The 26706-nt window shown below is 68.2% G+C and carries 24 protein-coding genes and 1 rRNA gene; 2 read left to right on the plus strand and 23 right to left on the minus strand.

Going from position 1 to position 26706, the window contains the following annotated elements; translation table 11 throughout:
- The 13 genes from Q0937_RS17595 to pheS form a co-directional block, all read right to left on the minus strand.
- Window positions 1-278 (minus strand): 16S ribosomal RNA (locus tag Q0937_RS17595); the annotation flags it as partial.
- Between the two features lie 777 nt (window positions 279-1055).
- Window positions 1056-2324 (minus strand): tyrosine--tRNA ligase, encoded by a 1269-nt coding sequence (tyrS, locus tag Q0937_RS17600; protein WP_299306270.1) that lies wholly within the window; start codon window positions 2322-2324, stop codon window positions 1056-1058.
- Between the two features lie 445 nt (window positions 2325-2769).
- The gene (gene argH, locus Q0937_RS17605; RefSeq protein WP_299306272.1) at window positions 2770-4284 is read right to left on the minus strand and encodes an argininosuccinate lyase; all 1515 of its coding nucleotides are present in this window, start codon (window positions 4282-4284) and stop codon (window positions 2770-2772) included.
- Entirely contained in the window at window positions 4281-5519 is a 1239-nt protein-coding gene (locus Q0937_RS17610) for an argininosuccinate synthase (protein ID WP_299306274.1), read from the minus strand. The genes argH and Q0937_RS17610 overlap by 4 nt, the downstream gene beginning before the upstream one ends.
- Window positions 5520-5663: 144 nt before the next feature.
- Entirely contained in the window at window positions 5664-6281 is a 618-nt protein-coding gene (locus tag Q0937_RS17615) for an arginine repressor (protein WP_299306276.1), read from the minus strand.
- The gene (gene argF / locus Q0937_RS17620) at window positions 6278-7261 is read right to left on the minus strand and encodes an ornithine carbamoyltransferase (RefSeq protein WP_299306280.1); all 984 of its coding nucleotides are present in this window, start codon (window positions 7259-7261) and stop codon (window positions 6278-6280) included. The genes Q0937_RS17615 and argF overlap by 4 nt, the downstream gene beginning before the upstream one ends.
- A 1-nt stretch (window position 7262) precedes the next feature.
- The gene (locus Q0937_RS17625; RefSeq protein WP_299306282.1) at window positions 7263-8510 is read right to left on the minus strand and encodes an acetylornithine transaminase; all 1248 of its coding nucleotides are present in this window, start codon (window positions 8508-8510) and stop codon (window positions 7263-7265) included.
- Complete coding sequence (gene argB, locus Q0937_RS17630) at window positions 8503-9519, minus strand: acetylglutamate kinase (protein ID WP_299306284.1); 1017 nt, start codon at window positions 9517-9519, stop codon at window positions 8503-8505. Before argB ends, Q0937_RS17625 begins: the two co-directional genes overlap by 8 nt.
- A complete protein-coding gene (gene argJ, locus Q0937_RS17635; protein ID WP_299306286.1) occupies window positions 9516-10685 on the minus strand; it encodes a bifunctional glutamate N-acetyltransferase/amino-acid acetyltransferase ArgJ in 1170 nt (389 codons plus the stop codon). The genes argB and argJ overlap by 4 nt, the downstream gene beginning before the upstream one ends.
- A gap of 95 nt (window positions 10686-10780) precedes the next feature.
- Window positions 10781-11908, minus strand: a complete 1128-nt coding sequence (gene argC / locus Q0937_RS17640; protein WP_299306288.1) for an N-acetyl-gamma-glutamyl-phosphate reductase — start codon at window positions 11906-11908, stop codon at window positions 10781-10783.
- Between the two features lie 91 nt (window positions 11909-11999).
- Window positions 12000-12500, minus strand: coding sequence for a hypothetical protein (locus Q0937_RS17645; protein WP_299306289.1), 501 nt, complete (start codon window positions 12498-12500; stop codon window positions 12000-12002).
- A complete protein-coding gene (gene pheT, locus Q0937_RS17650) occupies window positions 12497-15100 on the minus strand; it encodes a phenylalanine--tRNA ligase subunit beta (protein WP_299306291.1) in 2604 nt (867 codons plus the stop codon). The genes Q0937_RS17645 and pheT overlap by 4 nt, the downstream gene beginning before the upstream one ends.
- Window position 15101: 1 nt before the next feature.
- On the minus strand, window positions 15102-16208 hold the full coding sequence (gene pheS, locus Q0937_RS17655) for a phenylalanine--tRNA ligase subunit alpha (protein WP_299306293.1): 1107 nt from the start codon (window positions 16206-16208) through the stop codon (window positions 15102-15104).
- Between the two features lie 213 nt (window positions 16209-16421).
- On the opposite strand from pheS, the gene Q0937_RS17660 reads away from it, so the two are divergent.
- Window positions 16422-17522: an S-(hydroxymethyl)mycothiol dehydrogenase gene (locus Q0937_RS17660; protein WP_299306295.1), complete on the plus strand. Its 1101-nt coding sequence runs from the start codon at window positions 16422-16424 to the stop codon at window positions 17520-17522.
- Window positions 17519-18139: an MBL fold metallo-hydrolase gene (locus tag Q0937_RS17665; protein ID WP_299306297.1), complete on the plus strand. Its 621-nt coding sequence runs from the start codon at window positions 17519-17521 to the stop codon at window positions 18137-18139. The genes Q0937_RS17660 and Q0937_RS17665 overlap by 4 nt, the downstream gene beginning before the upstream one ends.
- Window positions 18140-18628: 489 nt before the next feature.
- Here Q0937_RS17665 and Q0937_RS17670 read toward each other — a convergent pair whose 3' ends face one another.
- From Q0937_RS17670 to Q0937_RS17715, 10 genes are all read right to left on the minus strand, one after another.
- The gene (locus Q0937_RS17670) at window positions 18629-19873 is read right to left on the minus strand and encodes an MFS transporter (protein ID WP_299306298.1); all 1245 of its coding nucleotides are present in this window, start codon (window positions 19871-19873) and stop codon (window positions 18629-18631) included.
- The gene (locus tag Q0937_RS17675) at window positions 19870-20457 is read right to left on the minus strand and encodes a winged helix-turn-helix domain-containing protein (protein ID WP_299306300.1); all 588 of its coding nucleotides are present in this window, start codon (window positions 20455-20457) and stop codon (window positions 19870-19872) included. Before Q0937_RS17675 ends, Q0937_RS17670 begins: the two co-directional genes overlap by 4 nt.
- 203 nt (window positions 20458-20660) lie before the next feature.
- Window positions 20661-21233, minus strand: a complete 573-nt coding sequence (locus Q0937_RS17680) for a recombinase family protein (protein ID WP_299306303.1) — start codon at window positions 21231-21233, stop codon at window positions 20661-20663.
- A 355-nt stretch (window positions 21234-21588) separates the two neighbouring features.
- Window positions 21589-22167 carry a hypothetical protein gene (locus Q0937_RS17685; RefSeq protein WP_299306305.1) on the minus strand — a complete coding sequence of 193 codons (579 nt, stop codon included), beginning with the start codon at window positions 22165-22167 and terminating at the stop codon, window positions 21589-21591.
- 230 nt (window positions 22168-22397) lie between these two features.
- A complete protein-coding gene (locus tag Q0937_RS17690; RefSeq protein WP_299306307.1) occupies window positions 22398-23009 on the minus strand; it encodes a recombinase family protein in 612 nt (203 codons plus the stop codon).
- 16 nt (window positions 23010-23025) lie between these two features.
- Entirely contained in the window at window positions 23026-23379 is a 354-nt protein-coding gene (locus tag Q0937_RS17695) for a hypothetical protein (RefSeq protein WP_299306309.1), read from the minus strand.
- A gap of 196 nt (window positions 23380-23575) precedes the next feature.
- A protein-coding gene (locus tag Q0937_RS17700; protein ID WP_299306310.1) for an IS5 family transposase occupies window positions 23576-24464 on the minus strand; the annotation gives its coding sequence in 2 pieces (ribosomal slippage) (window positions 23576-24112 and window positions 24114-24464; 888 coding nt in all).
- 135 nt (window positions 24465-24599) lie between these two features.
- Complete coding sequence (locus tag Q0937_RS17705; RefSeq protein WP_299306312.1) at window positions 24600-24926, minus strand: hypothetical protein; 327 nt, start codon at window positions 24924-24926, stop codon at window positions 24600-24602.
- A gap of 25 nt (window positions 24927-24951) precedes the next feature.
- Window positions 24952-25599 carry a hypothetical protein gene (locus Q0937_RS17710; RefSeq protein WP_299306314.1) on the minus strand — a complete coding sequence of 216 codons (648 nt, stop codon included), beginning with the start codon at window positions 25597-25599 and terminating at the stop codon, window positions 24952-24954.
- A gap of 289 nt (window positions 25600-25888) precedes the next feature.
- Window positions 25889-26503 carry a recombinase family protein gene (locus Q0937_RS17715; RefSeq protein WP_299306315.1) on the minus strand — a complete coding sequence of 205 codons (615 nt, stop codon included), beginning with the start codon at window positions 26501-26503 and terminating at the stop codon, window positions 25889-25891.
- Window positions 26504-26706: the final 203 nt, after the last annotated feature.

Raw genomic sequence — 26706 nt, forward strand, 5'->3', positions numbered from 1 at the left:
ATCGTCTTGGTGAGCCATTACCTCACCAACAAACTGATAGGCCGCGAGTCCATCCCTCACCGATAAATCTTTCCAACAACCACCATGCGGTAGAAGTTCATATCCGGTATTAGCCACGATTTCCCGAGGTTATCCCGAAGTGAGGGGCAGGTTACTCACGTGTTACTCACCCGTTCGCCACTAATCAGGTGATGCAAGCACCACCATCATCGTTCGACTTGCATGTGTTAAGCACGCCGCCAGCGTTCGTCCTGAGCCAGGATCAAACTCTCCATGAAAAAACATGAAAAACAGTATCCTGACAACATAAACAAACAACCAGCATATAACTGCTGTATCATCCGTATTATAATTGCCATTCAAATAAATGGCATCAACAAACAGACACGCTATTGAGATATCAAGCAACACGCGCACATCGTTCTCTCCCCGCAGTGCGGTTCGAGTCAGAGGCTCGGTGGCGCCGGCGGAAAATTCCTGCCGACTGACGTTCTACGTCGTCGTTCCGGCGCGAATCACTACTCTAGCAGTTCTTCGCGGCCCGGTCCAACTCCGCTCCGTGTGCTCCCGGTCTCGTTCAGATCGACTCGCGATCTTCCCTCTGACCTGCTCACGTTCACCATCTCGGTCTCCCGGTCCGGCAGTCCTGCAGCTGTCCCGCTTCGCTCCGTTCCGTTCGCTTCCCAGTGGGAGGCTCTCGGCCCTCGGCGTCTGCGTTCTTCCTGCTGACAAGAAAGAACATTACGGGTCCCGGCGGGGGCCGTCAAACCGGAGGATTCACCTCTCATTCACCTCATCAGACGGGCATCACTGCAGGTCAGACGGCGTTTCAGGACCTGGGGAAAGCGCTCGTTCACGCGAATGTGACCCGCGTCTGAGAGGGGCGTCACCGGAACTTCTCGTCGGCTTGACAGTTTCGATCGTGGGCCATATTCGCGTCGTCGACCTGGTGAGTAGGGCTCTCGTAGCCGGGTCGGTCCCCTGCCTCAGATCCAGGACAAGCCCCGAGTTCTGCATCAGCAGAGCTCGGGGCTCGTCGTCCAGCGGGTCGATCGTCAGCCGGCGAGGCGGACCATCGCGGCGTTCTTCCGTCCTCGACGCAGCAGCAGATGCCTGCCCGGCAGCGCCTGGAGCTCTCCCACCTCTCGGGCGAGATCCTCAGGAGTCACCTTCTCCCCGTTCACTGAAAGGCCGCCACCTTCAGCGTCGCGCCGGGCAGCGCCCTTCGACGCGGCGATGCCGGCCTCGACGAACGCATCGACCAGCGGGGTGGTCACGGCAATCTCGGCACCCGGCAGCTCGCGGGCGATGGCGAGGATCGTCCGCTCATCGAGCTCCCGCACATCTCCTCGTCCGAACAGGACCGCCGCCGCTGCCTTGGCCTGCGTGGTGGACTGGTCGCCGTGGACCATGGTCGTGAGGTCGTCGGCGAGCAGCTTCTGAGCTGCACGCTGGTGGGACGCCTCAGCGGTGGCGTGCTCGAGCTCGGCGATCTCCTCCTGGGACCGGAAGGTGAAGTACTTCAGGTAGTTCACGACGTCCCCGTCGGCTGCGTTGAGCCAGAACTGGTGGAAGGCGTAGGGGCTGGTGAGCTCCGCGTCCAGCCAGACGGCGCCGCCTTCGCTCTTGCCGAACTTCGTGCCATCGGCCTTGGTGACCAGCGGCGTGGTCAGGGCGTGCGCGTCATGGCCCTCGACCTTGTGGATCAGGTCGACACCCGCGAGCAGGTTCCCCCACTGGTCATTGCCCCCGAACTGCAGGGAGACCCCGTGGCGGCGATGCAGCTCGAGGTAGTCGATGCCCTGGAGCACCTGGTAGCTGAACTCGGTGTAGCTGATCCCCTCATCGCTCTGCAGGCGACGAGCAACGGTGTCCTTGGCGAGCATGGTGCCCATGCGGAAGTGCTTGCCCATGTCTCGCAGGAAGTCCAGGGCGCTCATCTGCCCGATCCAGTCGAGGTTGTTCACCATGGTCACGGCGAACTCCCCCTCGAGGTCGAGGAAACGGGAGATCTGCCCTCGCAGGCTGTCCACCCAGGTCGCGACGAGCTCGGAATCATTGAGCACGCGCTCCCCGGACATACGAGGATCACCGATCAGGCCGGTCGCGCCGCCCACCAGCGCGTAGGGATGGTGCCCGGCGAGCTGGAGCCGGCGCATCGTGAGCACCTGGGTCAGATGGCCGACGTGCAGGGAGGACGCCGTCGGGTCGAAGCCGCAATACAGGCTGACCGGTCCGTCCGCCAGAGCGCTGCCGAGCGCCTCGCGCCCGGTGGTCTGTACGACGAGTCCTCGCCAGGCGAGCTCGTCCAGGACGGAATGCATCGATCGGTTCCTCTCGGAGGGGCACAGAGGTGCCGGTGATCCGGCCGGACCGGCCGGAGTCTGACTGGTCGGGTGCGAAAGGGCCGTGGCCCATGCGTCGTACCCGTCGAGCCCGCAGTGTGCGTGCCCGAGCGCCATTGTCACAGATCCCAGGCCGGCGGAGTGGCCGCACCCTTTCCGGCCACCAGATTCCTGTCCCTGGTGAGCGTTGAACGTCGTATGGCCGTTCAACGCTCACTGGTGACAGATCTCCGGTGGCCGGAGGAGCCCGGTGGCCGGAGGAGCCCGATGGCCAGGCGAACCCGGTGGCCGGGGCAGCCCAATGGCCAGGCGAACCCGGTGGCCGGAGGAACCCGGTGGCCAGACGAGTCCTGTGGCCGGAGGAGCCCGGTGGCCAGACGAACCCGGTGGACGGACGGCCAGGGTGACGGGCGGGGCCCGTTGCTCAGCGGTCGCGGGTGAATCCGCGCAGCGTGGAGATCACCGCGGCGGCGGCATCCTCCTGCTCCGCGACCCGGACCGGAGCGGTCCCGCCCTTCGCGTCACGAGAGGCGATGGAGCCCTCGACGGTGAGCACCGCACGGACCGAGCCGTCCAGGTGCTCCGAGATGGAGGACATCTCCGCGTCGGTGAGATCCCACAGCTCCTTGTCCTGTGACTCGGCGACCTTGACGCATTCGCCGGAGATCTCGTGGGCGATGCGGAAGGGGACCCCGCGGCGCACGAGGTGATCCGCGATGTCGGTCGCGAGCGAGAAGCCCTGCGGCGCGAGCTCGGCCATCCGCTCGGTGTGGAAGACCAGGGTCGCCATCATCCCCGTGAACGCCGGCAGCACCAGGTCCAGCGAGTCGACCTGATCGAAGACCGGCTCCTTGTCCTCCTGCAGGTCGCGGTTGTACGCGAGCGGCAGCGCCTTGAGCGTGCTGAGCAGGCCCACCAGGTCACCGATCAGGCGCCCCGCCTTGCCGCGCGCGAGCTCGGCGATGTCCGGGTTCTTCTTCTGCGGCATGATCGAGGAGCCGGTGGAGTAGGCATCGTCCAGGGTGATGAACGAGAACTCCTTGGTGTTCCACAGGATGATCTCCTCGGCGAGCCGCGAGAGGTCGATCCCGATCATCGCGAGCACGAAGGAGAACTCGGCGGTGAGGTCGCGCGAGGCGGTCCCGTCGATCGAGTTCCACACCGAGTCCGAGAAGCCCAGCTCTGCGGCGACCGCCTGCGGGTCCAGGCCCAGGCTCGATCCGGCCAGCGCCCCGGAGCCGTACGGGGAGCTGTCCGTGCGGACATCGAGATCCCGCAGCCGCTCCACATCCCGCAGCAGCGGCCAGGCATGGGCCAGCAGGTGGTGACTCAGCAGCAGCGGCTGGGCGTGCTGGAGGTGGGTGCGACCCGGCATCGGAGCGCCGTGCACCTCCCGGGCCCGGGCCACCAGCACGTCGACGAGGTCGAGGACCTGGTCGCCGACGGCGCGGGCCTGATCGCGGATGAACAGCCGGATCAGCGTGGCGATCTGGTCGTTGCGGGAGCGTCCGGCGCGCAGCTTGCCGCCGAGATCCGCTCCCGCACGCTCGATGAGGCCGCGTTCGAGGGCCGTGTGCACGTCCTCGTCCTCGGGTGCGGCGGTGAACTCGCCGGAGGCGACGTCGGCCGCGAGGGTGTCCAGCGCCTCCTGCATGCCGGAGAGCTCGTCATCGCTCAGCAGACCGGCGGTGTGGAGCACATTGGCGTGCGCCTTCGAGCCGCGCAGGTCGTACTGCGCCAGCCGCCAGTCGAAATGGGTGGACACCGAGAGCGCGGCCAGCGCCGCCGCGGGGCCGGTGCCGAAGCGCCCGCCCCACAGCGAGGCGTTCTCCTTCGCGGCCGACGGGTCCGCAGCGGCCGACTGGTCTGCTGCGGTCGACGACGCGGCGGTGCTGGACAGGGAACCGTCCTGATCGGGCAGCGAGCCGTTCCGGCTCATGCCTGCCCCTCGGGTGCGGCGTCGAGGTCCTCGCCGTTGCCGAAGGCGACGTCGCGGGCTGCGGCCTGCTTCGCGGCCAGGCCGTAGATGTCGATGAAGCCGCGGGCGCTGCCCTGGTCGAAGGTGTCACCCTCGTCGTAGGTGGCGAGGTTGAAGTCGTACAGGCCGGTCTCGGTGCGGCGACCGGTGACGGTGGCGCGGCCGCCGTGCAGGGTCATGCGGATGTCACCGCTGACGTAGCGCTGGGTGTCCGAGATGAAGGCATCCAGGGACTTCTTCAGCGGGGAGAACCACTGGCCGTCGTAGACCAGGTCGGTCCAGCGGTCGCTCACGGTGCGCTTGAAGCGGGCCTGCTCGCGCTCGAGGGTCACGCGCTCGAGCTCCTGGTGAGCGGTGATCAGCGTCATCGCGCCGGGGGCCTCGTAGACCTCGCGGGACTTGATGCCCACCAGGCGGTCCTCGACGATGTCGATGCGGCCGATGCCCTGGGCGCCGGCGCGGCGGTTGAGCTCCTGGATCGCTTCGAGCGGAGAGACGGGGCGGCCGTCGATCGCCGTCGGGATGCCGCGCTCGAAGGAGATGATGACCTCGTCGGCGACCGGCGGGAAGGCCGGGTCATCGGTGTAGCTGAAGACGTCCTTGGTGGGCTCGTTCCAGATGTCCTCGAGGAAGCCGGTCTCGATGGCGCGGCCCCACACGTTCTGGTCGATCGAGAAGGGGTTGTGCTTGGTGGTCTCGATCGGGAGGCCCTTCTGCTCCGCGTACTGGATCGCCTTGTCACGGGTCAGTGCGAGGTCGCGCACCGGGGCGATGCACTTGAGCTCGGGGGCCAGCGAGGTGATCGAGACCTCGAAGCGGACCTGGTCGTTGCCCTTGCCGGTGCAGCCGTGGGCGACCGTGGTGGCGCCGTACTTCTTGGCTGCCTTGACCAGGTGCTTGGTGATCACCGGGCGGGAGATCGCGGAGACGTTCGGGTAGGCATCCATGTACAGCGAGTTCGCCTGGAGCGCGGGCATGCAGTACTCGTTGGCGAACTCGTCGCGGGCGTCGGCGACGTATGCCTCGACGGCGCCGCAGTCCAGGGCGCGCTGGCGGATCACCTCGAGATCCTCTCCGCCCTGACCGACATCCACCGCGCAGGCGATGACGTCGGCGCCGGTGGCGTCGTGGATCCAGCCGATGGCCACGGAGGTGTCGAGGCCGCCGGAGTAGGCGAGGACGATCTTTTCAGTCACGGTGATGCTCCTAGTCGTGATTCACAGGGTGCTCAGGCAGGTCCGGCGAGGCCGGTGCCCGAGGTCGAGAGGTCTTAGGGGGTCTTTCTTAGGGGGTCTTGAGGTCTTCGGGTCTTGAGGAGTGGGGTGTGGAGATCGAAGTGGTCAGGCGCTGCGTGGCGCGTCGGGGGCCGACGAGTCGGCGGCACCGGCAGGATCCGTCTGTGCGGACCGGTGCCTGGGCGGTGTCGGGAGGTCGGCGATCTCCCGTCGGCCGTCCGCGAGATCGAGCAGTCGCTCGGCGAGCCGGTCACCGCCTGCAGGGTCCCGGGCGACCAGCAGCACGGTGTCATCGCCTGCGATCGTACCGAGGACATCCGGCATCACCGAACGGTCCATCGCGGACGCGAGATACTGCGCACCCCCGGGCGGGGTGCGCACCACCACCAGGTTGCCGCTGGCCTCCGCGGAGACCAGCAGGCCCTCCGCGAGGCGTGGCAGCCTCGCCTCGAGCAGCTCGTTCTCCGGAGCGGCCGCCGGGCGGGCGGTGCCGCCCTCCGGGGGCAGCCGGTAGACGAGGCTGCCCGCTGAGCCGCGGATCTTCTCCGCCTGCAGCTCGACCAGGTCCCGCGAGAGCGTCGCCTGGGTGACCTCGATGCCCTCGGCGGTCAGCAGCTGTGCGAGCTGGGACTGCGAGGACACCTCCTGATGGGTGAGCAGCTGGACGATGCGCTGCTGACGGGAGGTCTTGGTCTGGGCGAGCGCACGACGGGAATCGGTCATCGTCGCGCTCCCCACGGGAGGGCGTGCGCGGCGGTGCTCTGATCGGGGTTCTCGAGCAGCCAGGTCAGCAGCGCCTTCTGCGCATGCAGGCGGTTCTCGGCCTCATCCCACACCACGGAGGAGGGGCCATCGATCACCTCGGCAGTGACCTCCTTGCCGCGGTAGGCGGGCAGGCAGTGCAGGAACAGCCCGCCCGAGAGCTCCATCAGCTCCTCGGTGACCTGGAAGGGCGCGAACGTCTCCTCACCCCGGCCGTCCTCGCCCTCCTGACCCATCGACACCCAGGTGTCGGTGATGACCGCGGTGGCGTCCCTAACGGCGACCCGGGGATCATCGGTGAGAGTGACGCTCCCGCCGGTGGTCGCGGCGATCTCCTCGGCGCGGGCCACGATCGCCGGATCCGGCCGATGGGAGACCGGGGAGGCGATCCGCACGTCCATGCCGGCGGTGACGCCGCCGAGCAGGTAGGAGTGGGCCATGTTGTTCGCCCCGTCGCCGAGGTAGGCCAGGGAACGTCCTGCCAGCGCCGCGTCACCCTCGGCCAGTCCGCCGGTGTGCTGGGCGATGGTCTGCAGGTCCGCGAGGATCTGGCAGGGATGGAACTCATCGGTGAGGGCGTTGATGACCGGCACGCTCGCGTTCGCGGCCATCTCCTCGATGCGCTCCTGGCCGAAGGTGCGCCAGACGATCGCGGAGACCATCCGGGTGAGCACTCGGGTGGTGTCGGCGATGGATTCGCCGCGACCGAGCTGGCTGCTGCCGGCCTCCATCACCAACGGGCTGCCGCCGAGCTCCGCGACCCCGGTCGCGAAGGACACCCGGGTGCGGGTGGAGGACTTGTCGAACATGATCGCGACCGTGCGCGGCCCGTCCAGCGGGCGCTTGGCGAAGCGATCCTCGGCGAGGGCCAGCGCGAGGGCCAGCACCTCCTTCTGCTCGGCGGGGCTCAGGTCGTCATCGCGCAGGAAGTGACGGGGCATCTCAGTTCTCTCCTTCAGGCGCAGCGGCCTCGAGCAGGGCGGGCAGGGCCGCGGCGAAGGTGCCGAGCTCGGCCGGGGTGATGACCAGCGGCGGGGCGATCCGCAGGGTGGTCGCATCCGGGGCGTTGACGATGAAACCTGCCGTGAGAGCGGCCGCCGCGAGCTGCGGGGCGATCGGTGCGCGCAGGCCGATGCCGAGCAGCAGGCCGGCGCCGCGCACCTCTTCGATCAGGGGATGCTCGAGGGCGAGCACGTCGCGGGTGAAGCCAGCGCCGACCTCACGGACGTGCGGGAGCAGATCGTCCTCGAGGATCGTGCCGAGCACGGCGAGCGCGGCGGCGGAGGCCAGCGGGTTCCCCCCGAAGGTGGTGCCGTGCTGGCCGGGCTGCAGCAGATCGTGCACGGCGGGGCCGTAGCTGATCACGGCGCCGATCGGGAAGCCGCCGCCGAGCCCCTTGGCGAGGGTCATCACGTCGGGCTGGAAGTCCTCGAGCGCCTGGTGGGCGAACCAGTGCCCGGTGCGGCCGATGCCGGTCTGGACCTCGTCGAGGATCAGCAGGGTGCCGTGCTCACGGGTGAGCCGGCGCAGCGCGAGGAGGTACTCGGTGCTGAGCGGGCGCACCCCGGCCTCGCCCTGGATCGGCTCGGCGAAGACCGCGGCCACGTCACCGGGGGCGAGCGCCTCGGCGAGGGCCGCCTCGTCCCCGACCTCGAGGAACTCGACCCCGCCGGGAAGCGGCTCGAACGGGGTCCGATACGCCTCCTTCCAGGTGAGGGCGAGGGCGCCCATGGTGCGGCCGTGGAAGGAATTGCGCAGCGCGAGGATCCGCGGACGGCCGGTACGGCGGGCGATCTTGAAGGCGGCCTCGTTGGCCTCGGTGCCGGAGTTCGCGAAGAACACCCCGGACCCTGCCGGGGCCTCGGCGAGCTGCAGCAGCTTCTCGGCCAGCTCGATCTGGGGGGCGGAGGCGAAGAAGTTCGAGACGTGCCCGAGGGTCTCCGCCTGCTTCGTGATCGCGGCCAGCAGCGCCGGGTGGCCGTGGCCGAGCGCGTTGACGGCGATCCCGGCGAGCAGGTCGAGGTACTGCTTCCCGTCCGTGTCCCAGACGTGCACGCCCTCGCCGCGGGCGAGGACCTTCTGGGGAGTGCCGAACACGGGCAGCAGAGCGTCCCCGTAGCGCTGGGCGAGATCCTGCGTGGGCTGTTCCCGCGTGGGCTGCTCCGGCGCGTGCTGTTCCTGCTCAGACATAGTCGTCCCTCCTCACCATGGTGCCCACGCCCTTGGTCGTGAACACCTCCAGCAGCACGGCGTGCTCGATCCGGCCGTCGATCATCGCCGCGGTGCGCACACCGGCGTCGACGGCTCCCAGCAGCGCCTCGGCCTTGGGGATCATCCCGGCGGTGAGGCCGGGGAGCATCTCGCGCAGCTCGGAGGCGGAGATCTCGGGGATCAGCGAGGCACGGTCGGGCCAGTCGCGGTAGAGGCCCTCGACGTCGGTGAGCATCACCAGCTTCTCCGCATCCAGGCCCTCGGCGAGCGCCGCGGCGGCGAGGTCGGCGTTGATGTTCAGGACGTCGCCGGTGGGGTTGCCGTCGGCGTCGACCTCGGGGGCGATCGAGGAGATCACCGGGATCCTCCCGCTCTCGAGCAGATCGCTGATGGCGTCGATGTTGACCGCGCCCACCGCACCCACATGGCCGAGGTCGACGTCCTCGCCGTCCACGACGGTGCCGCGGCGGGTGGCGGTGAACAGGCGCGCGTCCTCCCCGGACATGCCGATGGCGAAGGGGCCGTGATGGTTGATCAGTCCCACCAGCTCCCGGCCCACCTGACCCACCAGCACCATCCGGGCGATGTCCATGGTCTCGGCGTCGGTCACGCGCAGACCGCCGCGGAAGGTGGACTCCTTGCCCACGCGCTCCAGCATCGCGTTGATCTGCGGGCCGCCGCCGTGGACCACGACCACGCGGATCCCGGCCAGGCGCATGAAGACGATGTCGGCGGCGAAGCCGCGCCGCAGCTCCTCGTCGACCATCGCGTTGCCGCCGTACTTGACCACCACGATCCTGCCGCGGAAGCGCTGCATCCAGGGCATCGCCTCGATCAGTACCTCTGACTTCTCGCGGGCTTCACTGCGGGCGGCGTCGAGCTGGGCCAGAGGGTTCTTGCCGACCAGTGGGGCGTCGGCCGACGAGCCGGTGCCGGGCGCGCCGTCGGCGGCGGCTGCGGTGTCCGGAGAGTTCGGGGTGGGGTTCATGAGGAGTAGGCGCTGTTCTCTTCGACGTAGTCGTGGGTGAGGTCGTTGGTCCAGATGTCACCGGTGGCCTCACCGGCGCTGAGGTCGACCTCGATGAGGGTCTCGCGAGGGGTCATGTCCACCTCGGAGCGGTCGCGGTGGGCGCCGCCGGCGCGGCACACCTCGATCCCGTTGACGGTGACGGAGAGGTCCGCGACGTCGAAGGGGGCCACGGCTTCGGGCACGCAGCCGGCGGCGGAGACGATGCGGCCCCAGTTGGGGTCGTTGCCGAAGATCGCGGCCTTGACCAGGTTGGACCGGGCGATCTCCCGGGCGACGGCGAGGGCGGCCTGCTCGGTGGTGGCGGAGCTGACGATCACGTGGACGTCGTGGCTCGCGCCCTCGGCGTCGGCCACCAGCTGACGGGCGAGGTCGGCGCTGACGGCGCGGACCGCCTCGGCGAGCTCCTCGAGTCCGAGGGTGATCCCGCTCGCGCCGGAGACCAGCAGGAGGACGGTGTCGTTGGTGGACATGCAGGCGTCGGAGTCGACGCGGTCGAAGGTGGTGGCCGTCGCGGTGCGCAGCGCTGCGTCCGCCGTCTCCGCGTCGACGTCGGCATCGGTGGTGAGCACCACGAGCATGGTCGCCAGCTGCGGGGCGAGCATGCCGGCGCCCTTGGCGATCCCGCCCACGACGGCGCCGGAGGGGGTGGTGACCTCCGCGGTCTTGGGCACCGAGTCGGTGGTCATGATCCCGCGGGCGGCTGCGGCATCGGCCTCCGGTCCGGCCTCGAGCCGTCCGGTGGCGGTGGTGACCCCGGCCAGCAGCGGCTCCATCGGCAGGCGCTCCCCGATCAGACCGGTCGAGCAGACGAGCACGTCCTGGGCGGCGACGTCGAGCAGGCCGGCGAGGTGTTCGGCGGTGCGGTGGGTGTCGGCGAAGCCCTCCGGGCCGGTGCATGCGTTCGCGCCTCCGGAGTTCAGGACCACGGCCCGGGCCCGACCGTCCGAGACAGCCTGGCGGGACCAGAGGACGGGCGCCGCCTGGACCCGGTTGCGGGTGAACACCGCGGCGGCGACGTCGCGAGGGCCGTCGTTGACGATCAGGGTGAGGTCGTCCTTGCCGTTGGCCTTGACACCGGCGGCAAGACCGATGGCACGGAAGCCGCGAGGGCGGGTGATCGACATGGGAGCTCCTGGGAGGTCTGGGGTGCTGCGGCGGGCGCGCTGCCGGAGCCTGGCGGTCCGGCGTCGGCGGGGGGGGGGAGTTCTGGGGCTCGTGCTCAGGGGGCGAGCGCGGTCCTGGTCAGGCCGGTGCCCTCAGGCAGGCCCAGCGCGAGGTTCATGGACTGGATCGCCGCCCCGGCCGTGCCCTTGACAAGGTTGTCCAGCGCGGAGATCACGGTGGCCTGGCCGCTGTGACGATCCACCGCGGCCCCGATGCGGAGCGTGTTCGCACCGGTCACCTCACCGGTGGTGGGGAAGACTCCCTCGGGCAGGACGGTCACGAAGTGCTCGTCCGCATAGTCGCCCTGCAGGGCGCCGAGCAGATCTGCGGTGGTGGTGCCCTCCGCGGCGGGCGCGGTGCACACTGCGAGGATCCCGCGGCTCATGGGCACCAGCACCGGGGTGAAGGTCAGGCGCTGGCCCGTCTCGCCCGTGGCGCGGCGCAGATTCTGCAGCACCTCGGGGACGTGGCGGTGGCTGCCGCCGACGGCATAGGGGGCGGCGCTGCCGGAGGCCTCGGCGAACATCAGATGCTGCTTGGCCGCGCGGCCGGCGCCGGAGTAGCCGACCGGCAGCACGGCGCTGAGCTGTGCGGCGTCCACGAGGCCTGCCCGCACCAGCGGCGCGAGCGCGAGCGAGACGGCGGTGGCATTGCATCCGGGCACGGCGATCTCGCGGGCGCCGACCAGCAGGTCGCGCTGGCGAGTGCCGTCGGCCAGCGGAAGCTCGGGCATGCCGTAGGTCCAGGTGCCGGAGTGCTCGCTGCCGTAGTACTCGCCCCAGTCCTCGGCGCTCTCGAGCCGGTGGTCGGCGCCGAGATCGAGGACCAGCACATCCGGGTCCTCGGCGCGCAGCGCAGCGGCGATCTGCCCCGACTGGCCATGGGGCAGCGCGAGCACGACCACGTCATGACCGCGCAGGGTGTCCACGCTCGTCTCGGCCAGCACCGGGTCGTGGCCGAGGTCGATGTGCGGGGCGACCTCGCTGAGAGGCTTGCCCGCGCTCGAATGCGCGGTCACGGTGGCGATCTCGACGCCCGGATGGGAGGCGAGCAGCCGGAGCGTCTCTCCCCCGGCATATCCGGAGGCGCCGACGACGGCGACTCGGGGTCGCTGCGCACCGCTCCCCACAGGCGAGGTGCTCTGGGTCGAGGAGTGGACGGCGTCAGCGGTTACGGACATCATGCCGGAAGTATATACAGCCGAATGCATGATCAGCCAGTCGGACGGGCGTGACCGGGACGACGGCTCCCACGCGCCCTACCGGAGCGGTTCCTCAGCCGCGCGGAGCGCGCAGGAACGGGATCACGGGCAGCCCCACAGGCCTGCCCTTGGACGCCATCACGGTGCCGACGATCGCGTAGATCACCTGCAGCAGGCCGACAGCGAAGAACAGTCCCAGCACCGTGAAGACGAGCACGTTCATCACCGGGTGGAACATCATCCCGTCGCCGGTGGGCGACGGGACTCCGGTGAGCACCGCGATCAGCATCGTGAGCGCCATCAGCACCGGCCAGCACAGCTGGGTCAAGCCCCAGTTCGCGGCGCGCACGCCGTTGACCGCGGCGAGCCCGCCGTGCTTTCGCTGGCCGAGGCCGACGATGAGCTGGGTGATCCCGGCGATCAGCAGGCCCACGAAGGGGATCGGGAAATAGGCGAGGAAACCCAGCGCCCAGGCGATGGTGCCGTTCCGCGCCGGCACGGTCGGCACCGGCGCAGGGCCCGTGGTCTCGGGCGCAGAGTTCGTGGGCTCGGTGGCCGGGGGGATCGGGCTCATGCGCGCAGCACTCCCCCGACGGCCGCATCGACGGCGGCGATGCAGCGCTTGCGCGCCTCACCGATCTGCTCGGCGGTCAAGGTGCCCTCGGTGGAGCGCAGCCGCACCGCGAAGGCGAGCGACTTCTTCCCCTCTCCGATCTGCTCACCGGTGAAGACATCGAACAGGTGGACGTTCTCGGCGAGGTCGCCGATGCCCACGACGATCGCGGCCTCGACAGCCGCGGCAGGGACCTCCTGGTCGACCACGAAGGCGAAGTCCTCCTTGGCCACCGGGTAGGTGGGCACCGGAGCGGCGACCACCACGGCAGGGGCCGAGGCGATGAGCGCCTCGAGGTCGAGCTCGAACGCGCTGGTGCGCGCCGGGAGGCCGAACTCCTTGACCACGGCGGGGTGCAGCTCACCGGCATGGCCGATCACCGTGCTCTCCCCATCGGCGGCGAGCACCCGCAGCTCCCCGGCGCGGCCGGGGTGGAACGGAGCATGCTCGGTCTGGCGCACCTCGAGGTCGGCGCCGACGGCCGCAGCCGCCCGACGTGCGAGGTCGAAGGCGTCGGCCCAGCCCCAGGGCGCGACCTCGCCCTGCCAGGAATCCGGGCCGGACGCCCCGCCCACCACCGCGGCGAGGGTGCGGGTCTGGAGCGGCAACGCTGCGAGGACCTGCTCGAGCTCGGCGTCGGTGGGACGCTGCGCGGCGGCAGGGACCGGAGAGCGGGAGCCCTCGCCGCGGGAGCGGGAGGTGGTGCCGAGCTGGAAGATCGCCACTGACTCCTCGCCGCGGCCGAGGTTCCGGCGCGCCACCGGCAGCAGGGTCTGCAGCAGGGAGCTTCGCATCAGCGGCTCGTCGTCGGCCAGCGGGTTCAGCAGGCGCACGGCCTCGCGCCGCGCATCACCGGGCTCGTAGCGCAGGGCGTCGAAGATGCCCTCGCCCACGAAAGGATAGGAGGTGACCTCGACGAGACCAGCCTCAGCGAGCGCGCGGTTCGCATCGCGGCGCGCACGCTGGGCCCGGGTGAGGCCGCGACCGCCCGGCGCGGTGGGCAGGATCGAGGGGATCGTCTCGTAGCCCACCAGGCGGGCGATCTCCTCGATCAGGTCCTCCCGGATGGTGAGGTCCGGGCGCCAGGTGGGCGGGGTGACCGACAGGGTGCCCTCGGACCCGTCCTCGACCCGGCAGCCGATCATCTCGAGGCTGCCGCGCACCTGCTCCGGCGTGTAGGCGATGCCGACCACGCGCTCGGCATCGCCGAGCGGGAGCGCGATCGGGGCGGACGCCGCCGGCGCGCCTCCCTCATCGGTCACAGAGGAGGCGATCTCGCCCCCGCCGAACTCCACGATCAGCTGGGCGGCGCGGTAGGCGGCCGCGAGCGGGAGCTGGGGGTCGACGCCGCGCTCGAAGCGCTTGGAGGCCTCGGAGGGGAGGCGGTGGCGGCGCGCTGAGCGGGCCACCGAGATCGAGTGGAAGGTCGCCGCCTCGAGCACGATGTTCGTGGTCGCCGCAGAGACCTCGGTGGACTCTCCGCCCATCACGCCGGCGATGCCGAGGATGCGTGCGCCCTCGCCGCCGTCGCTGTCGGTGATCAGCAGGTCCTCGAGGTCCAGAGTGCGGGTGACGTCGTCGAGGGTGGTGAGCTTCTCGCCCTTCCGGGCACGGCGCACCACGATCGGGGCGACGACCTGGTCGGCGTCGTAGGCGTGCAGCGGCTGGCCGAGGTCGAGCATCACGTAGTTGGTGACGTCGACGATCAGCGAGATCGGGCGCATGCCGGCCAGGGTCAGGCGGCGCGCCATCCAGCGCGGGGTCTGCGCGGCAGGGTCCACGCCGCGCACCTCGAGGGCGACGAAGCGGGAGCAGCCCGCGACCTCGCGGATCGGGGCGTCGTCGCGCAGCTGGACGGCAAGCCCGCCGGCGTCAGCCGAAGGGACCGCGACAGTGGAGACCGGGTCGGTGTAGCTCGCACCGGTCGCGTGGGAGTACTCGCGGGCGACGCCACGCATCGAGAAGCAGTAGCCGCGGTCCGGGGTCACGTTGACCTCGACGACCTCGTCGGCGAGACCGAGCAGCGCGATCGCATCATCGCCGGGCTCGCCGGTCAGGCCCTCGGCGTGGCCACGACCCAGCACGATGATGCCGTCCTCGCCCGAGGGGTCCTCGCCCAGGCCCAGCTCGTCGCCGGAGCAGATCATGCCGTCGGAGGTGTGGCCGTAGGTCCTGCGGGCCGCGATCGCGAAGTCGCCGGGCAGCACAGTGCCGGGCAGGGACACCACGACCAGGTCTCCCTCGACGAAGTTGTGCGCACCGCAGATGATGCCCCGGCTGGGGCGCTCCTGCCCCGGCTGCGGATCCTTGGGGTTGTCGAGCTCCTCGTTGTGCTCGGGGCCGACGTCCACGCGCACCCAGTTGATGGTCTTGCCGTTCTTCTGGGGCTCCTTGACGAGGTCGAGCACACGGCCGACGACGAGCGGGCCGGTCACCTGCGCGCCGAAGATCGCTTCCTCTTCGAGTCCCACGCGGGAGAGGTCGGTGGCGACCTGCTGGGCGGAGGCGCCGGAAATCAGCTCGGTGTGCTCGGCGAGCCAGGTCAGGGGAATGCGGGGCATCTCAGATCTCCGTACCGTAGTGCTGGGAGAAGCGGACGTCGCCCTCCACCATGTCGCGCATGTCCGCCACGCTGTTGCGGAGCATGAGGATGCGCTCGATCCCGAGGCCGAAGGCGAAGCCCTGGTACTCCTCGGGGTCCACGCCGGCCGCACGCAGGACGTTCGGGTGGACCATGCCGCAGCCGCCCATCTCGATCCAGCCGGTCCCGCCGCACACGCGGCAGCTCGGGTCCGCGTCGTGGTCCAGGCCCTCGCGCGCCTCGCAGCTGAAGCAGCGGAAGTCCATCTCGGCGCTGGGCTCGGTGAAGGGGAAGTGGTTGGGACGCAGGCGCGTGATCGGCGCTCCGCCGAAGATGTGCGCGGCGAAGGCGTCGAGGGTGCCGACGAGGTTCGCCATCGTCAGGCCCTTGTCGATCGCGAGCCCCTCGACCTGGTGGAACATCGGCGAGTGGGTCGCGTCGATCTCGTCGGCGCGGTAGACGGTGCCGGGGCAGGCGACGTACAGCGGGGCGCCGCGCTCGAGCATGGCGCGGATCTGGACCGGGGAGGTCTGGGTGCGCAGCAGCATCCCGGAGCCCTCGGGCGCGACGTACAGGGTGTCCTGCAGAGAGCGCGAGGGGTGCTCCGGATCGGCGTTCAGCGCATCGAAGTTCAGCCAGGAGGATTCGATCTCCGGCCCCTCGGCGATCTCCCAGCCGATGCCGACGAAGAAGTCGTTGATGCGGTCCTGCAGCACCGTCAGCGGATGCGAGGCCCCGCGAGGGCGCAGGTCCGTGGGAAGGGTGACGTCGACCGTCTCCGCGGCGAGCGCGGCCTCCTCCTCGGCGGCGGCGAGCTCCTCCTGGCGGGCGGCGAGCTGCTTCTGGACCCGGCCCTTGCCCTGGCCGACCAGCTTGCCGGCGGCGGCCTTCTGCTCCTTGGGGAGATCCTTGATCGCGCGGTTCGCGCTCGAGAGCACGCTGGCATCGCCGACGTGGGCGATCCGCGCCTGCTTGAGCTCGGCGGTGGTGGCGGCCGCGGCGATCGCGGAGAGCGCAGCATCGATGGCGTCACCGATGGTCGCCTCGTCGATGGCCGGGGCGGCGGGAGTCGAGGATGACTCGGACACAGGTATCGCTTTCGTCCGGGGGCAGGAGGGCACGGGCACCGCGGTGCGGGAACAGCGGCGCGGGCACCGCGAACCATTCTAGGAGGCGCGGACAGGGCGCACATCCGACGCCGCTCTGCGACCGTGTCACAACACCCCCAGCCCATGCGGTCCACGGCACTCAGGCGACTCTCGTAGGCTGGCCGCAGCATCATCGTCTCCGAGGAGGACTCTGTGACCTGGACCGTGAAGGGCGTCGTCGCCCGCAGTGAGAAGCAGCCCGCCGAGCTGCTCGATATCGTCATCCCCGACCCGGGGCCGAACGACGTCGTCGTCGACATCGAGGCGACCGGCGTCTGCCATACCGACCTCGCCTATCGCGACGGCGGGATCAACGACGAGTTCCCCTTCCTGCTGGGGCATGAATCCGCAGGCCGCGTCTCCGTGATCGGCGAGAACGTCACCCACGTGGAGATCGGCGACTATGTGGTGCTGAACTGGCGCGCCGTGTGCGGCGAGTGCCGCGCCTGCAAGAAGGGCGTGCCGCAGTACTGCTTCGACACCCACAACGCCTCGAAGCCCATGACCCTCACCGACGGCACGGAGCTCACCGCGGCGCTGGGCATCGGCTCCTTCTCGGAGAAGACCCTGGTCCACGAGGGCCAGTGCACGAAGGTCTCGCAGGATGCGCCCGCCGAGGTCGCCGGGCTCCTGGGCTGCGGCGTGATGGCCGGCATCGGCGCGGCGATCAATACCGGCCAGGTGCAGCGCGGCGAGTCCCTCGCCGTGATCGGCCTGGGCGGCGTGGGCTGCGCCGCGATCGCCGGGGCGAAGCTCGCCGGCGCCACCACCATCATCGGCCTGGACGTCGACGAGAAGAAGCTCGCCGCCGCGAAGGACCTGGGCGCGACCCACACAGTGCACGCCAAGGACCTCTCCCCCCAGCAGGTGGCCGAGAAGGTCCAGGAGCTCACCGGCGGCTTCGGCGCCGACGTGGTCGTGGACGCCGTCGGCATCCCGCAGACCTACGAGGCCGCCTTCTACGCCCGCGATCTCGCCGGTCGCGTGGTGCTCGTAGGCGTGCCGCGCCCGGGGGTGGAGATCACCCTCCCGCTGCTGGATGTCTTCGGTCGCGGCGGGGCGCTGAAGTCCTCCTGGTACGGCGACTGCCTCCCCGAGCGGGACTTCCCGTATCTGATCGACCTCTACCTTCAGGGCCGACTGCCGCTGGATCGCTTCGTCACCGGCCGCACGGACCTCGCCGGAGTCGACGGCGCGCTGGATGCGCTCCACGACGGCAACAGCCTGCGCACCGTGGTGGAGGTGGCACGATGACCGCCCGCCTTGCACACGCCGTCACCTCCGGCACCTTCAGCCTCGACGGCGAGACCCACCAGGTGGACAACAACGTCTGGGTGCTGGGCGACGACGAACAGTGCGTGGTCTTCGATGCCCCGCACGACGTCGACACCGTGCTCGACCTGGTCGGCAACCGGGAGTGCGTGGGCATCCTGCTCACCCACGCCCATGACGACCACGTCCGCATGGCCCCAGAGCTGTCCGAGGCGCTCGAGGCTCCGATCCTGCTGAACCCCGCCGACCGTGAGATCTGGCAGCTCACCCACGGCGACCTGCCCTGGGACGACGAGGTCGAAGACGGTGACATGTTCACGATCGCTGGGGTGAACCTCGAAGCGCTCCACACCCCGGGCCACTCCCCCGGCTCGACCTGCTACTACTCCGAGGAGCTGGGCGCCGTGTTCTCCGGCGACACCCTGTTCCAGGGCGGTCCGGGTGCCACCGGGCGCTCCTTCTCCTCGCGGGAGACGATCGAGGAGTCGGTGCGCGAGCGCCTGTTCGCGCTGCCCGAGGACACGGTGGTCCACACCGGCCACGGGCCCGACACCACCATCGGCGCCGAGAAGCGCGCCGCGCAGGGCGACTGGCTCTGAGCCAGCCCCTCTGAGCACGACGCGGCGGCGATCATCCTTCGATGATCGCCGCCGCTGCGCATGGCCGATGCTCCGCCTCGCACACGCGTCGAGTGCGGACACACCCTCGAGCCGGCCCCCGAAAACGTCGGCGCCGAGGACAGCCGCCGCGATCCCCGGAGAGCGCGCCCCTGCGCAGGCCTGACGAGCTCAGTAGCCGCAGTTCGCACCAACACGCCGCGGATGCCCAGGGAGCAGTTGCACGGGATGTCGCACTGAGGTGGTCGGCCGCCCGAGGTGGACAGATCTGTCACGAAACACCCGAAAACGGCCCTACTGGGAACCGTGGGGATGCCGCAGCCCGGGTGTGCCACTGGGGTATACCCAGTGCGACAGTTGTGTCGCAAAAGTGCTGAATTGGACCCTATCGGCAACCGCAAGAGACCACTCGGCAACTGACCTGCTGGGGTGCCCCTGTTTGGCACTGCTCCGCGGGTTCGAGCGCGACGCCTAACTGTGTGTCGGTCCGCTCGGTGTAGGGCGTTCCATGAGGCGCCACGCTCCGCCCAGCAGCGGGGTGAGGGAGACGACTATGTAGATGGTAGCGATGACAGCGAAGGTGGTGCGGACGCCAAGGAGCTCTGCCCCTAGGCCGCCCACGAGTCCGCCGAGCGGCATGCCGGCCCAGGCACATGCAGTGACGAGGCCGAAGACTCGAGCTCGGAGGTTGGCGGGGACGCGTTCGAATTGGGCGGCTCCGATGATGGGATTGAGCGCTCCGGCTGCGAGTCCGCAGATCGCTGCGGCCCCGATCATTCCCGGTACATGGAACCCGAGTGCCGGGGCGAGGGCGTAGCTGCCGGCGATCGTGAAGCACAGTGCGAAGGGGACTCGGCGGGGGAGTCGGTGGGCGATGTATCCGAAGACGACAGTGCCGGTGAGGGCTGCTGCTCCGAACGCGCCGACGATGATGCCGAGGGAGGCGGGGCCGTTGAGGTTCTCGACTGCGTAGAGCGGGAGCAGGGTTGCCGAGCGTGCCGCATCCAGTGTGTTCGCGATCAAGACCAGACCGATGATGCGAATTAGCAGGGGATCGTGGACAACGAATCCGAAGCCGTCTCTCAGGTCGCGCCAGTAGCTCTGGCCACTTGGTTCTGGAAGCGTGCTGGCCGGGAGTCGCACCGAGGCCGCGGTGAGGAGCGCTGACACGGCGAAGGCAGCAGCAGTGAGGTACAGCGCGGGGTACGGGCCAAGAGTCGCCACGAGGATGCCCGCGAGGGGCGCTCCGAGCAGAGTGGACAAGCGAGTGGTGCCATCAAGGAAACCGATGGAGCGCTCAATCGGAATGCGCGCCTGCTCAGACAGGGGAGGCAGGAGGACCCTGCGTGCAGTCTCGCCAGGGGTATCGAGAAGACCACCGAGAAACACCAGCAATAACAGGGCGCCGAAGGGGAGCAGGCCGGCGCCTGCCAGTAACGGGATGAGCGCCAGGGTTGCACCGCTGATCAGGTCTGAGAGGACAGACGATCGGACGTGGCCGAGGCGGTCGACCAGGGCGCCACTGAGAGCCCCGCCGATGACGACGGGTGCTGTCGTGGCAGCTGCGGCGATTCCGACCTCAACGGGCCCGCCACCAGTGCCGAGTACGGCGAACGGGATGGCGAATATCGTGACGACATTGCCGGTGCGGGAGAGAGTGTGGCTGACTAGGAGCGCACGAAGGGGTGTAGCGGCGCGGGGGTGAGCCGTGGTCACGGCTGCCGGTATCCCTGCGCGAGGAAGAACACCTCCTCGGCTCCACTCACCTCCGTGCTCTGCGCACTGATCTGGAGCCACCGCTCTTCCAGCGCGTGGATCTCCGTGTTCAGCTCTTGCAGCTGCTCCACGGTGAGGCGCAGACGACGGTCGGTGGTGAAGCCTGCACGAACCCATTCCTCCGGAAGGTGAGCGGTGCTCTCGATGTATGCATCGAACCGCTGGGCGTAGTACTGACCGATTACCTGGAACATGCCCCGCTGTGCCGAGAACTTCTCAGGGTCGCGCGAGAACTCAGCGGTATCCCAGACTGTCGCTTCATGGCGGGCGCGCCACCATCGCTGACGACCATCTGAGCCCGCCTCCGGAGCCTCCTCGATGAAGTCGGCATCGGAGAGCTTGCTGAGGTGATAACTCAGCGTGCCGGGAGCCTCATCGACGTACTCGGCGAGATGCGCGGCCGTCTGCGGACCTAGCTCGCGCAGCAGTGCTAGGAGACGCAAGCGCGTGGGGTGGGCGAGCACGCGCATCTGCGCGGCTTGATGAACGTTCGATCGAGGCGTCATCGCTCCACCGTACTCCACAATGGATGTTGTACAACGCTCCTTGTGGGACCGAGTGGCGCGAGGGTCGTATGCCCTGTTGGGGTATACCCCACGGAGCAGATCTGTGTCAGACGGCCCGTTTTGGACGCTGGCCACGCTTGTGTAAGCGGCGTACCGCTGCGTGTGGATGTGATGGTTTGGTGGCGGGCTTCTGTGATCGCTCAGTGGCGGTGCAGGCGCGGTCAGGTGTGGGCCGTGGTGCGGCGCAGCTCGCGGTAGATGGTGGTGCGGGAGACGTTGAACAGCTCGGCGAGCTCGGCTTGGGTGTGTTCGCCGGCCGCGTGCAACGTCAGCAGGTGCTTGCGCTGAGAGGGCGAGAGCTTGGGCTTCTTGCCCTTGAGTTTGCCCTTGGATCTGGCGATGGCCATGCCCTCGCGGGTGCGTAGGCGGATGAGGTCCGCCTCGAACTCGGCCACCATGCCGAGCACGTTGTAGAGCAACCGGCCGACGGCGTCGTTGGGGTCGTAGACGCTGCCGCCGAGGCTGAGCGCTACTCCCTTGATGGTGAGCTCGTCGGCGATGTCCCTCGCGTCCGAGAGGGAGCGGGCTAGCCGGTCGAGCTTGGTCACCACCAGGGTGTCGCCCTCCCGGGTCGCGGCCAGCGCTTCGCGCAGCCCGGGCCGGGCGCGGTTCGTTCCCGTCAGGCCGTGGTCGAAGTAGATGTTCTTGCTCTCGACTCCGAGGCGCTCGAGCGCTTCCCGTTGGGCGGAGAGATCTTGCTCGAGAGTCGAGACGCGCGCGTAGCCGACATGCATGCCCCTATTGTTGCAGTTACCCTCCCCTCACCGCCCCTGTCACCGTACGGGTCTTGCGTACATGGCGATCCCTCGTAAAGAGTCGTCGAGGTGTCCCATGCCGAAGTCGGCTGCCCGGAAGATCGAGGTCCTGTGCACAATCCTGTCCGTATGGTCTGACCGGGTCCTTCCATACGTTTGCGGCGCTTCGCGGATTAGATGGGCAACCCGCAGTACCCCTCTCTCCCTGCGCGCCGGGGCGGCACATTGCCGCTGGGACACGTGCGCCGATTCTTGCTCGGGTAGCGGTGGTCTGTCCTTGGACTGCAATGGCGCCCCGCTCTGAGCTGGGCGCCATTGCACTGAACGCGGAGCTCTAGACGCGCTCGACAGCTCGAATGCTGATCGGTGAAGTCATGACGACGAACTGACCGGCCCTACCTCTGATCCATGTGCTGTTCGAGGTGCGCTGCACTGCACTTGCGCGCGTTCCAGCCTGGAAAACCTCAACGTTATTCATGCTAATTGTGTAGCGGCCGGTTCCAGAGAACCCTGTCCGGTAGTTTCCGGTCTGCCCAACACACATGTACGTGGCGGTTAGCCCACTCATGTCGCATCCGACATAGATGGGCGAGATGGCGTATATCGCCACCCCGGAGCTATCTTCCTCAGATTCAAGTTCGGAGTAGGTCAAGGCGGCGACGGTCTCTCCCTCGGGGGTCATGAGGACGACGTCATCACGCCCGGACTCGATGCGCTCTTGCACCTCCGTAGGGTTTTGTTCGACGGCGACACTGTCGAGCTGTTCCTTCAGTGATTCGAGGGTTTCTGCGGATTTCCCTGATTCGGTTCTCGTGATGGAGCCGTCTCCCCCTCCGTCGGCCAAAGCCGCTGTTCCGGGGAGAAAAATTAACCCAGCGACCAGTGCTGCAAGAATTCGACGACGCAACTTCATGATGCCCCTTAGAGGATGAAATCGACCGCTCCAGTTGTGAGCAGACTCACTCAAGACGGTAGCACCCTATTACGGTGGCCGCACCGCATCTTGCTCTTTGCATGGCAGGGTGCGGCGCGGTCTGGCTCTCACGCCCGTGCATGGCCGTAGAGGGTTACCGGCGGAGCAGTCGCGCCGCGGAGGCCTGATCCAGTGATTATGCGCGTCAGCGCATGTGCGCAATGGCACGGTCATTGCTGTAGTGGCGCCTGTTGTCCGTATCGATATCTTGCATGCCCTGGTGTTTCCTCGCGGCATATCCGCGCGACCGTGCTGGCGGACACGCCCGTGGCGGCTGCCACCTGCCGGTAGGACTTCCCCAGCTCGCGCAGCATGAGCGCCGTCTCGTACTGCTCTGGAGTGACTGCGACGGGGCGGCCGGGGTGCCGTCCACGGGCGCGTGCAGCTGCCAGGCCGGCCCGGGTGCGCTCGCGGATTCGGTCGCGCTCACGCTGAGCGAGCGCACCGAGGATGGTGACGCTGAACAGTCCGTCGGCCGTCGAGGTGTCCACGGACTCGTACAGCGATTCCACGGTGACGCCTCGGGTAGCCAGGTCGTCCAGGGTCAGGATGATGCGCGCGGTGCGGCGGGAGAGGCGGTCCAGGTCGGTGATGACAAGAGTGTCGCCGGCCGTGAGCACGTCGTCCAGTAGGCGGTCCAGCACGGGCCGGCGCTCGGAGGCGCCGGACGCTCGCTCTTGGTGGATATCCTCGGCCGCCACGCCCCGGGCAAGTAGCGCGTCGAGCTGCCGCTCTAAGGACTGCTCCTCGGTGGACACGCGGGCATAGCCGTAGAGGGTCATCGGTGCTGCGCTCCGCTCACTCGGACCAACGCACCACGCCGTTGGCGGCATGGGCACGCATGAGAGCTGCGGATGCCGTGGCCAGGGCGGCGCTGGCGGACTCCAGCTCGGTTGCTGCCGTCGCGGTCCCGGTGCCGTCGCCCCGTGCGTCCTCCCCCTCGAAGTGCTCGGGTTCCTGTGCGGCTGCGTGCCACCGGCTGAGCTGCCGGCAGACTTGCTCCAGGTGATCCACGGTCGCCCCCAGCTCCCCCAGCAGTGCGTAGGAATCACTCGGGGTAGGGACATCGCGGGTGGAGTGAGCCAGGGTGCGGGCGCTCTGTTCTACCTCGCGGGCGATCTGGGTCTGTCGATAGTCCTCGTTCACGGCCATGGCGCCGCCTCCTGTGTCATAACTGCGGGTCCTGACGGATATCTGACACAGAACATTATGGTGCTCGGATATGACACACGGTGACCTGCGCGAACGGCCGGCGGCTGTCAGTTTTCGAAGTCGACTGCACGGATGCCCGAAGTCCACTGCACTGGTCGGCCCATACTCCATTTGAGGTTTGACCTAGGGCAAGTCTCTAAAGCAGGTGGTTGAGCCACTGGATCGTGGCTCTCAGGACTGTTCCTGCGCGGTAGGTCAGGGCGAGTTTGTCGTAGCGGGTGGCCAGTCCGCGCCACTGCTTGACGTCGCTGTAGCCGCGTTCGATGACGTTGCGGCCGCGGTAGGCCTCGGCGTCCAGCCCGACTGGACGGCCGCCGTGTGAGCCCCGGTTGCGGCGGTGCTTCTGCTGGTCACGCGGCTCTGGGATCACGCACTTGATCCCGCGACGACGGAGGGTGGAACGGGTGGCGCGGGAGGAGTAGGCCTTGTCGCCGCGCAGCATGTCCGGTCGGGTGCGGGGACGGCCGGGACCAGGACGGTCCACCGAGAGGGCGTCCAGTAGCGGGCCGAGCATCGGTGAATCGCCGCCCTGGCCGGGGCCACAGAGGATCACCAGCGGCAGGCCGTGGCCGTCGACGAGCTGGTGGATCTTGGTCGAGAGCCCGCCGCGAGAGCGGCCCAGCGCGTGATCCGCCGGCTCAGCGCGGAGATTCTTGTGGTTCCACAGTGCCCCCTGTGGTGCGCTCGAGGTTCGTGCCGTGCTGGTGAGCGCGGCAGATCGTGGAGTCGACCGCGACTGACCAGTCCAGCTTCCCCTCGTCGTCGGCGCGCACCAGGAGAGCGTCGAGGACCTGATCCCAGACACCGTCCTCGGCCCAGGCACGGTGCCGCTTCCACACTGTTTGCCAGGGCCCGAAATCCTCGGGGAGGTCTCGCCAGGCGATCCCGCAGCGGTAGCGATAGATGATTCCCTCGACGACCTGCCGGTGATCCCGCCTCGGACGCCCTGACCAGGGTTGTTGGGCAGGTAGCAGCGGCTGGATCGTTTCCCACTGGGCGTCGGACAACACGCTTCGTCGGCTCATCTATCCAGAATCACGCACAAGCGGGCACGAGCTTAGGAGACACGCTCTAGTGGCACTCAACGGTCAAACGGCCTCGTGCCGGCTATGAAGCGTGGGCGAGGCCGTTCGACCGGTGACTTCACGGAGCGCGAGCCGTCAGGGGACGGCCACTATCCGCTCAACCTGGCCGCCGGGGTCTTCTGTGACGACGACCCGCCAGTTCCATGCCTGTAGGAGGATGGCAACCTTATCGTCCTGCCCAATTCCGCTCGCGCTTGAAGGGAACGAAGCTGCCGCCACGAGAGCATATAGCTCAAGGCGATGCGGCTCTGAGGCGAGGTTTTTTCTCTTCTCGATGCACCAGCTGAGCGCGGACTCAACGTCTCCTGCGCCCAGGTCCCAGGCATCACTAGCTGTGTAGCTTTCATCCGCAATCTGGGTCAGAGCGACTGCTCTGTACCTTGGGAGGACAAAAGTAGACATGTCTCGCTCGTCCACGCTAGGGAGGTCACCTGCGAACAATGTTTTTCTTCTCTGAAACAGTCTTGGAGCCGACGGTGCCGTGACCAGGTGACGTGATTTGCATGGTAGTGGTCTTTACCCAGTACCCATTGCCCAATCCGGCGTTACCCGACATCGGGACATAGTAGACCATCGGTGAAGGTGACCCAACAGTGACGGTTCGTATCTGGTCTGCCTGAGCACGCTTCTTGGGGGACCCCTGCGCGTGCGGCGTGAACGAGAGGATACTGCGGACGCGAACGTTGACACGGTCGAGGCCGGTCCCAGTGCACTTGACCTTGACCTTGTAAATGGCTCCCCCCGCCCCCTTTGAATAGTGGGTGGTATCAAGTTGGCCAGTGCAGACTATCCCTTTATAGCCCGTTGATCTGGTCGCTATACCCTGGCTTTCGACACTAAGCGTGTCGCCGGAGTCAAGAAAGTCCTCCGCAGTAGCGGAAAGTGCCTCCGCCTCGGCCGCATTGGCGGCGCGGTCGAAGCTATCTGAGGCGTCTGCTTGAGCCGGAGTTGCGATCATTAACGAGAAGATTGCAAGACTCGAGATTGCGACGAGGAGGCGGCTTTTCTTCACTGTGGACATCGTTATCCTTAAGAAGGGCTGGCGGGAGATCTCGCAGGCTTCTGCGTAGAGCATGAGAGAGGGAGTCTGGCTACCGAAAAGCGTAACTCCCGTCGGGGCGAGTACACTCTGAACGCATCCTAGATCATCGGCAGCGGAACTTTCCAGAAAACGGAAGGTCCGTTGCCGAAAGAGCGCCCTGAGAGCCTTCAGGATGAGCGCTGACGAGCGATGACAAGCCGGGTTGGCGTCCCGCAAGTCGAATGAACACGGGCACGGTGCGCATCAACGCCCGCTACCAAGCGGGTGTCGAGGGAGGGTCATCCGGTGCTCGTCACTGGGGTCCGACCTGGCTCGTCTCCCTCTACCGTCGAGCGAGGACTTTCTTGCCATCGTCTCGAAGTTCCCCGGCGGGTGAGACATGACGGTAAAGAGTCTGGCGGGTGACGCCGAGCTCGGCACAGAGGTCTCCGACGTGAGTGTCGGGCTTGCCCATGGAGGCCATCGCGAGGCGAAGCTTGGCGGGGGTCATCTTGAACGGCCGCCCGCCGGTGCGGCCGCGGGCGCGGGCGGCGGCCAGGCCGGCGGTGGTGCGCTCGGAGATCAGTTCTCGTTCGAACTCTGCCAAGGCGGCGAAGATGCCGAACACGAGCTTGCCGGAAGCTGTGGTGGTGTCGATCGCGGCTCCCTGACCGGTCAGGACCTTCAGTCCGATCTCGCGCTGGGTGAGGTCGTGGACGATGTTGACGAGATGGCGCAGGTCCCGGCCGAGCCGGTCCAGCTTCCACACCACCAGCGTGTCCCCATCACGCAACCCCTTCAGACACGCGGTCAGCTCGGGGCGGTCGTCCTTCTTCCCGGATGCCCGATCCTCATACACCCGCTCGGGGTCGACGCCCGCGGCGATGAGGGCGTCGTGTTGCAAGTCTGTGGTCTGGGATCCGTCAGCTTTCGAGACCCGCGTGTACCCGACAAGCATGGCGCTCTCCGTTCGTCACATATACGACCGTTTACATGACAGCACCGGTGCCGCCAGCTCGCTGAGGGCCGATACGTCACGTAACCAGTCACCTAATCTACGTCATGCAAAGGGGGACTGCCGCACCGATAGGTGACATCTGATCTGGCTTGCCCACTGGGCGGCCTGGAAGGATGTGCACCATGCCCGCTCCCTACCCCCAG

It is taken from the genome of uncultured Brachybacterium sp. (genome assembly GCF_947500705.1).
GTDB lineage: Bacteria > Actinomycetota > Actinomycetes > Actinomycetales > Dermabacteraceae > Brachybacterium.

What these genes read in the sequence shown, in the direction of transcription:
- Q0937_RS17665 (WP_299306297.1), top strand. Translation starts at nt 17,519, where the DNA reads ATGACCGCCCGCCTTGCACACGCCGTCACCTCCGGCACCTTCAGCCTC.
- argJ (WP_299306286.1), bottom strand. Translation starts at nt 10,685, where the DNA reads ATGTCGATCACCCGCCCTCGCGGCTTCCGTGCCATCGGTCTTGCCGCC.
- Q0937_RS17715 (WP_299306315.1), bottom strand. Translation starts at nt 26,503, where the DNA reads ATGCTTGTCGGGTACACGCGGGTCTCGAAAGCTGACGGATCCCAGACC.
- Q0937_RS17645 (WP_299306289.1), bottom strand. Translation starts at nt 12,500, where the DNA reads ATGAGCCCGATCCCCCCGGCCACCGAGCCCACGAACTCTGCGCCCGAG.
- Q0937_RS17710 (WP_299306314.1), bottom strand. Translation starts at nt 25,599, where the DNA reads ATGCTCTACGCAGAAGCCTGCGAGATCTCCCGCCAGCCCTTCTTAAGG.
- Q0937_RS17625 (WP_299306282.1), bottom strand. Translation starts at nt 8,510, where the DNA reads ATGTCTGAGCAGGAACAGCACGCGCCGGAGCAGCCCACGCGGGAACAG.
- Q0937_RS17690 (WP_299306307.1), bottom strand. Translation starts at nt 23,009, where the DNA reads ATGACCCTCTACGGCTATGCCCGCGTGTCCACCGAGGAGCAGTCCTTA.
- Q0937_RS17705 (WP_299306312.1), bottom strand. Translation starts at nt 24,926, where the DNA reads ATGTCTACTTTTGTCCTCCCAAGGTACAGAGCAGTCGCTCTGACCCAG.
- argB (WP_299306284.1), bottom strand. Translation starts at nt 9,519, where the DNA reads ATGAACCCCACCCCGAACTCTCCGGACACCGCAGCCGCCGCCGACGGC.
- Q0937_RS17695 (WP_299306309.1), bottom strand. Translation starts at nt 23,379, where the DNA reads ATGGCCGTGAACGAGGACTATCGACAGACCCAGATCGCCCGCGAGGTA.
- Q0937_RS17680 (WP_299306303.1), bottom strand. Translation starts at nt 21,233, where the DNA reads ATGCATGTCGGCTACGCGCGCGTCTCGACTCTCGAGCAAGATCTCTCC.
- Q0937_RS17615 (WP_299306276.1), bottom strand. Translation starts at nt 6,281, where the DNA reads ATGACCGATTCCCGTCGTGCGCTCGCCCAGACCAAGACCTCCCGTCAG.
- tyrS (WP_299306270.1), bottom strand. Translation starts at nt 2,324, where the DNA reads ATGCATTCCGTCCTGGACGAGCTCGCCTGGCGAGGACTCGTCGTACAG.
- Q0937_RS17685 (WP_299306305.1), bottom strand. Translation starts at nt 22,167, where the DNA reads ATGAAGTTGCGTCGTCGAATTCTTGCAGCACTGGTCGCTGGGTTAATT.
- pheT (WP_299306291.1), bottom strand. Translation starts at nt 15,100, where the DNA reads ATGCCCCGCATTCCCCTGACCTGGCTCGCCGAGCACACCGAGCTGATT.
- argH (WP_299306272.1), bottom strand. Translation starts at nt 4,284, where the DNA reads ATGAGCCGGAACGGCTCGCTGCCCGATCAGGACGGTTCCCTGTCCAGC.
- argF (WP_299306280.1), bottom strand. Translation starts at nt 7,261, where the DNA reads ATGCCCCGTCACTTCCTGCGCGATGACGACCTGAGCCCCGCCGAGCAG.
- argC (WP_299306288.1), bottom strand. Translation starts at nt 11,908, where the DNA reads ATGATGTCCGTAACCGCTGACGCCGTCCACTCCTCGACCCAGAGCACC.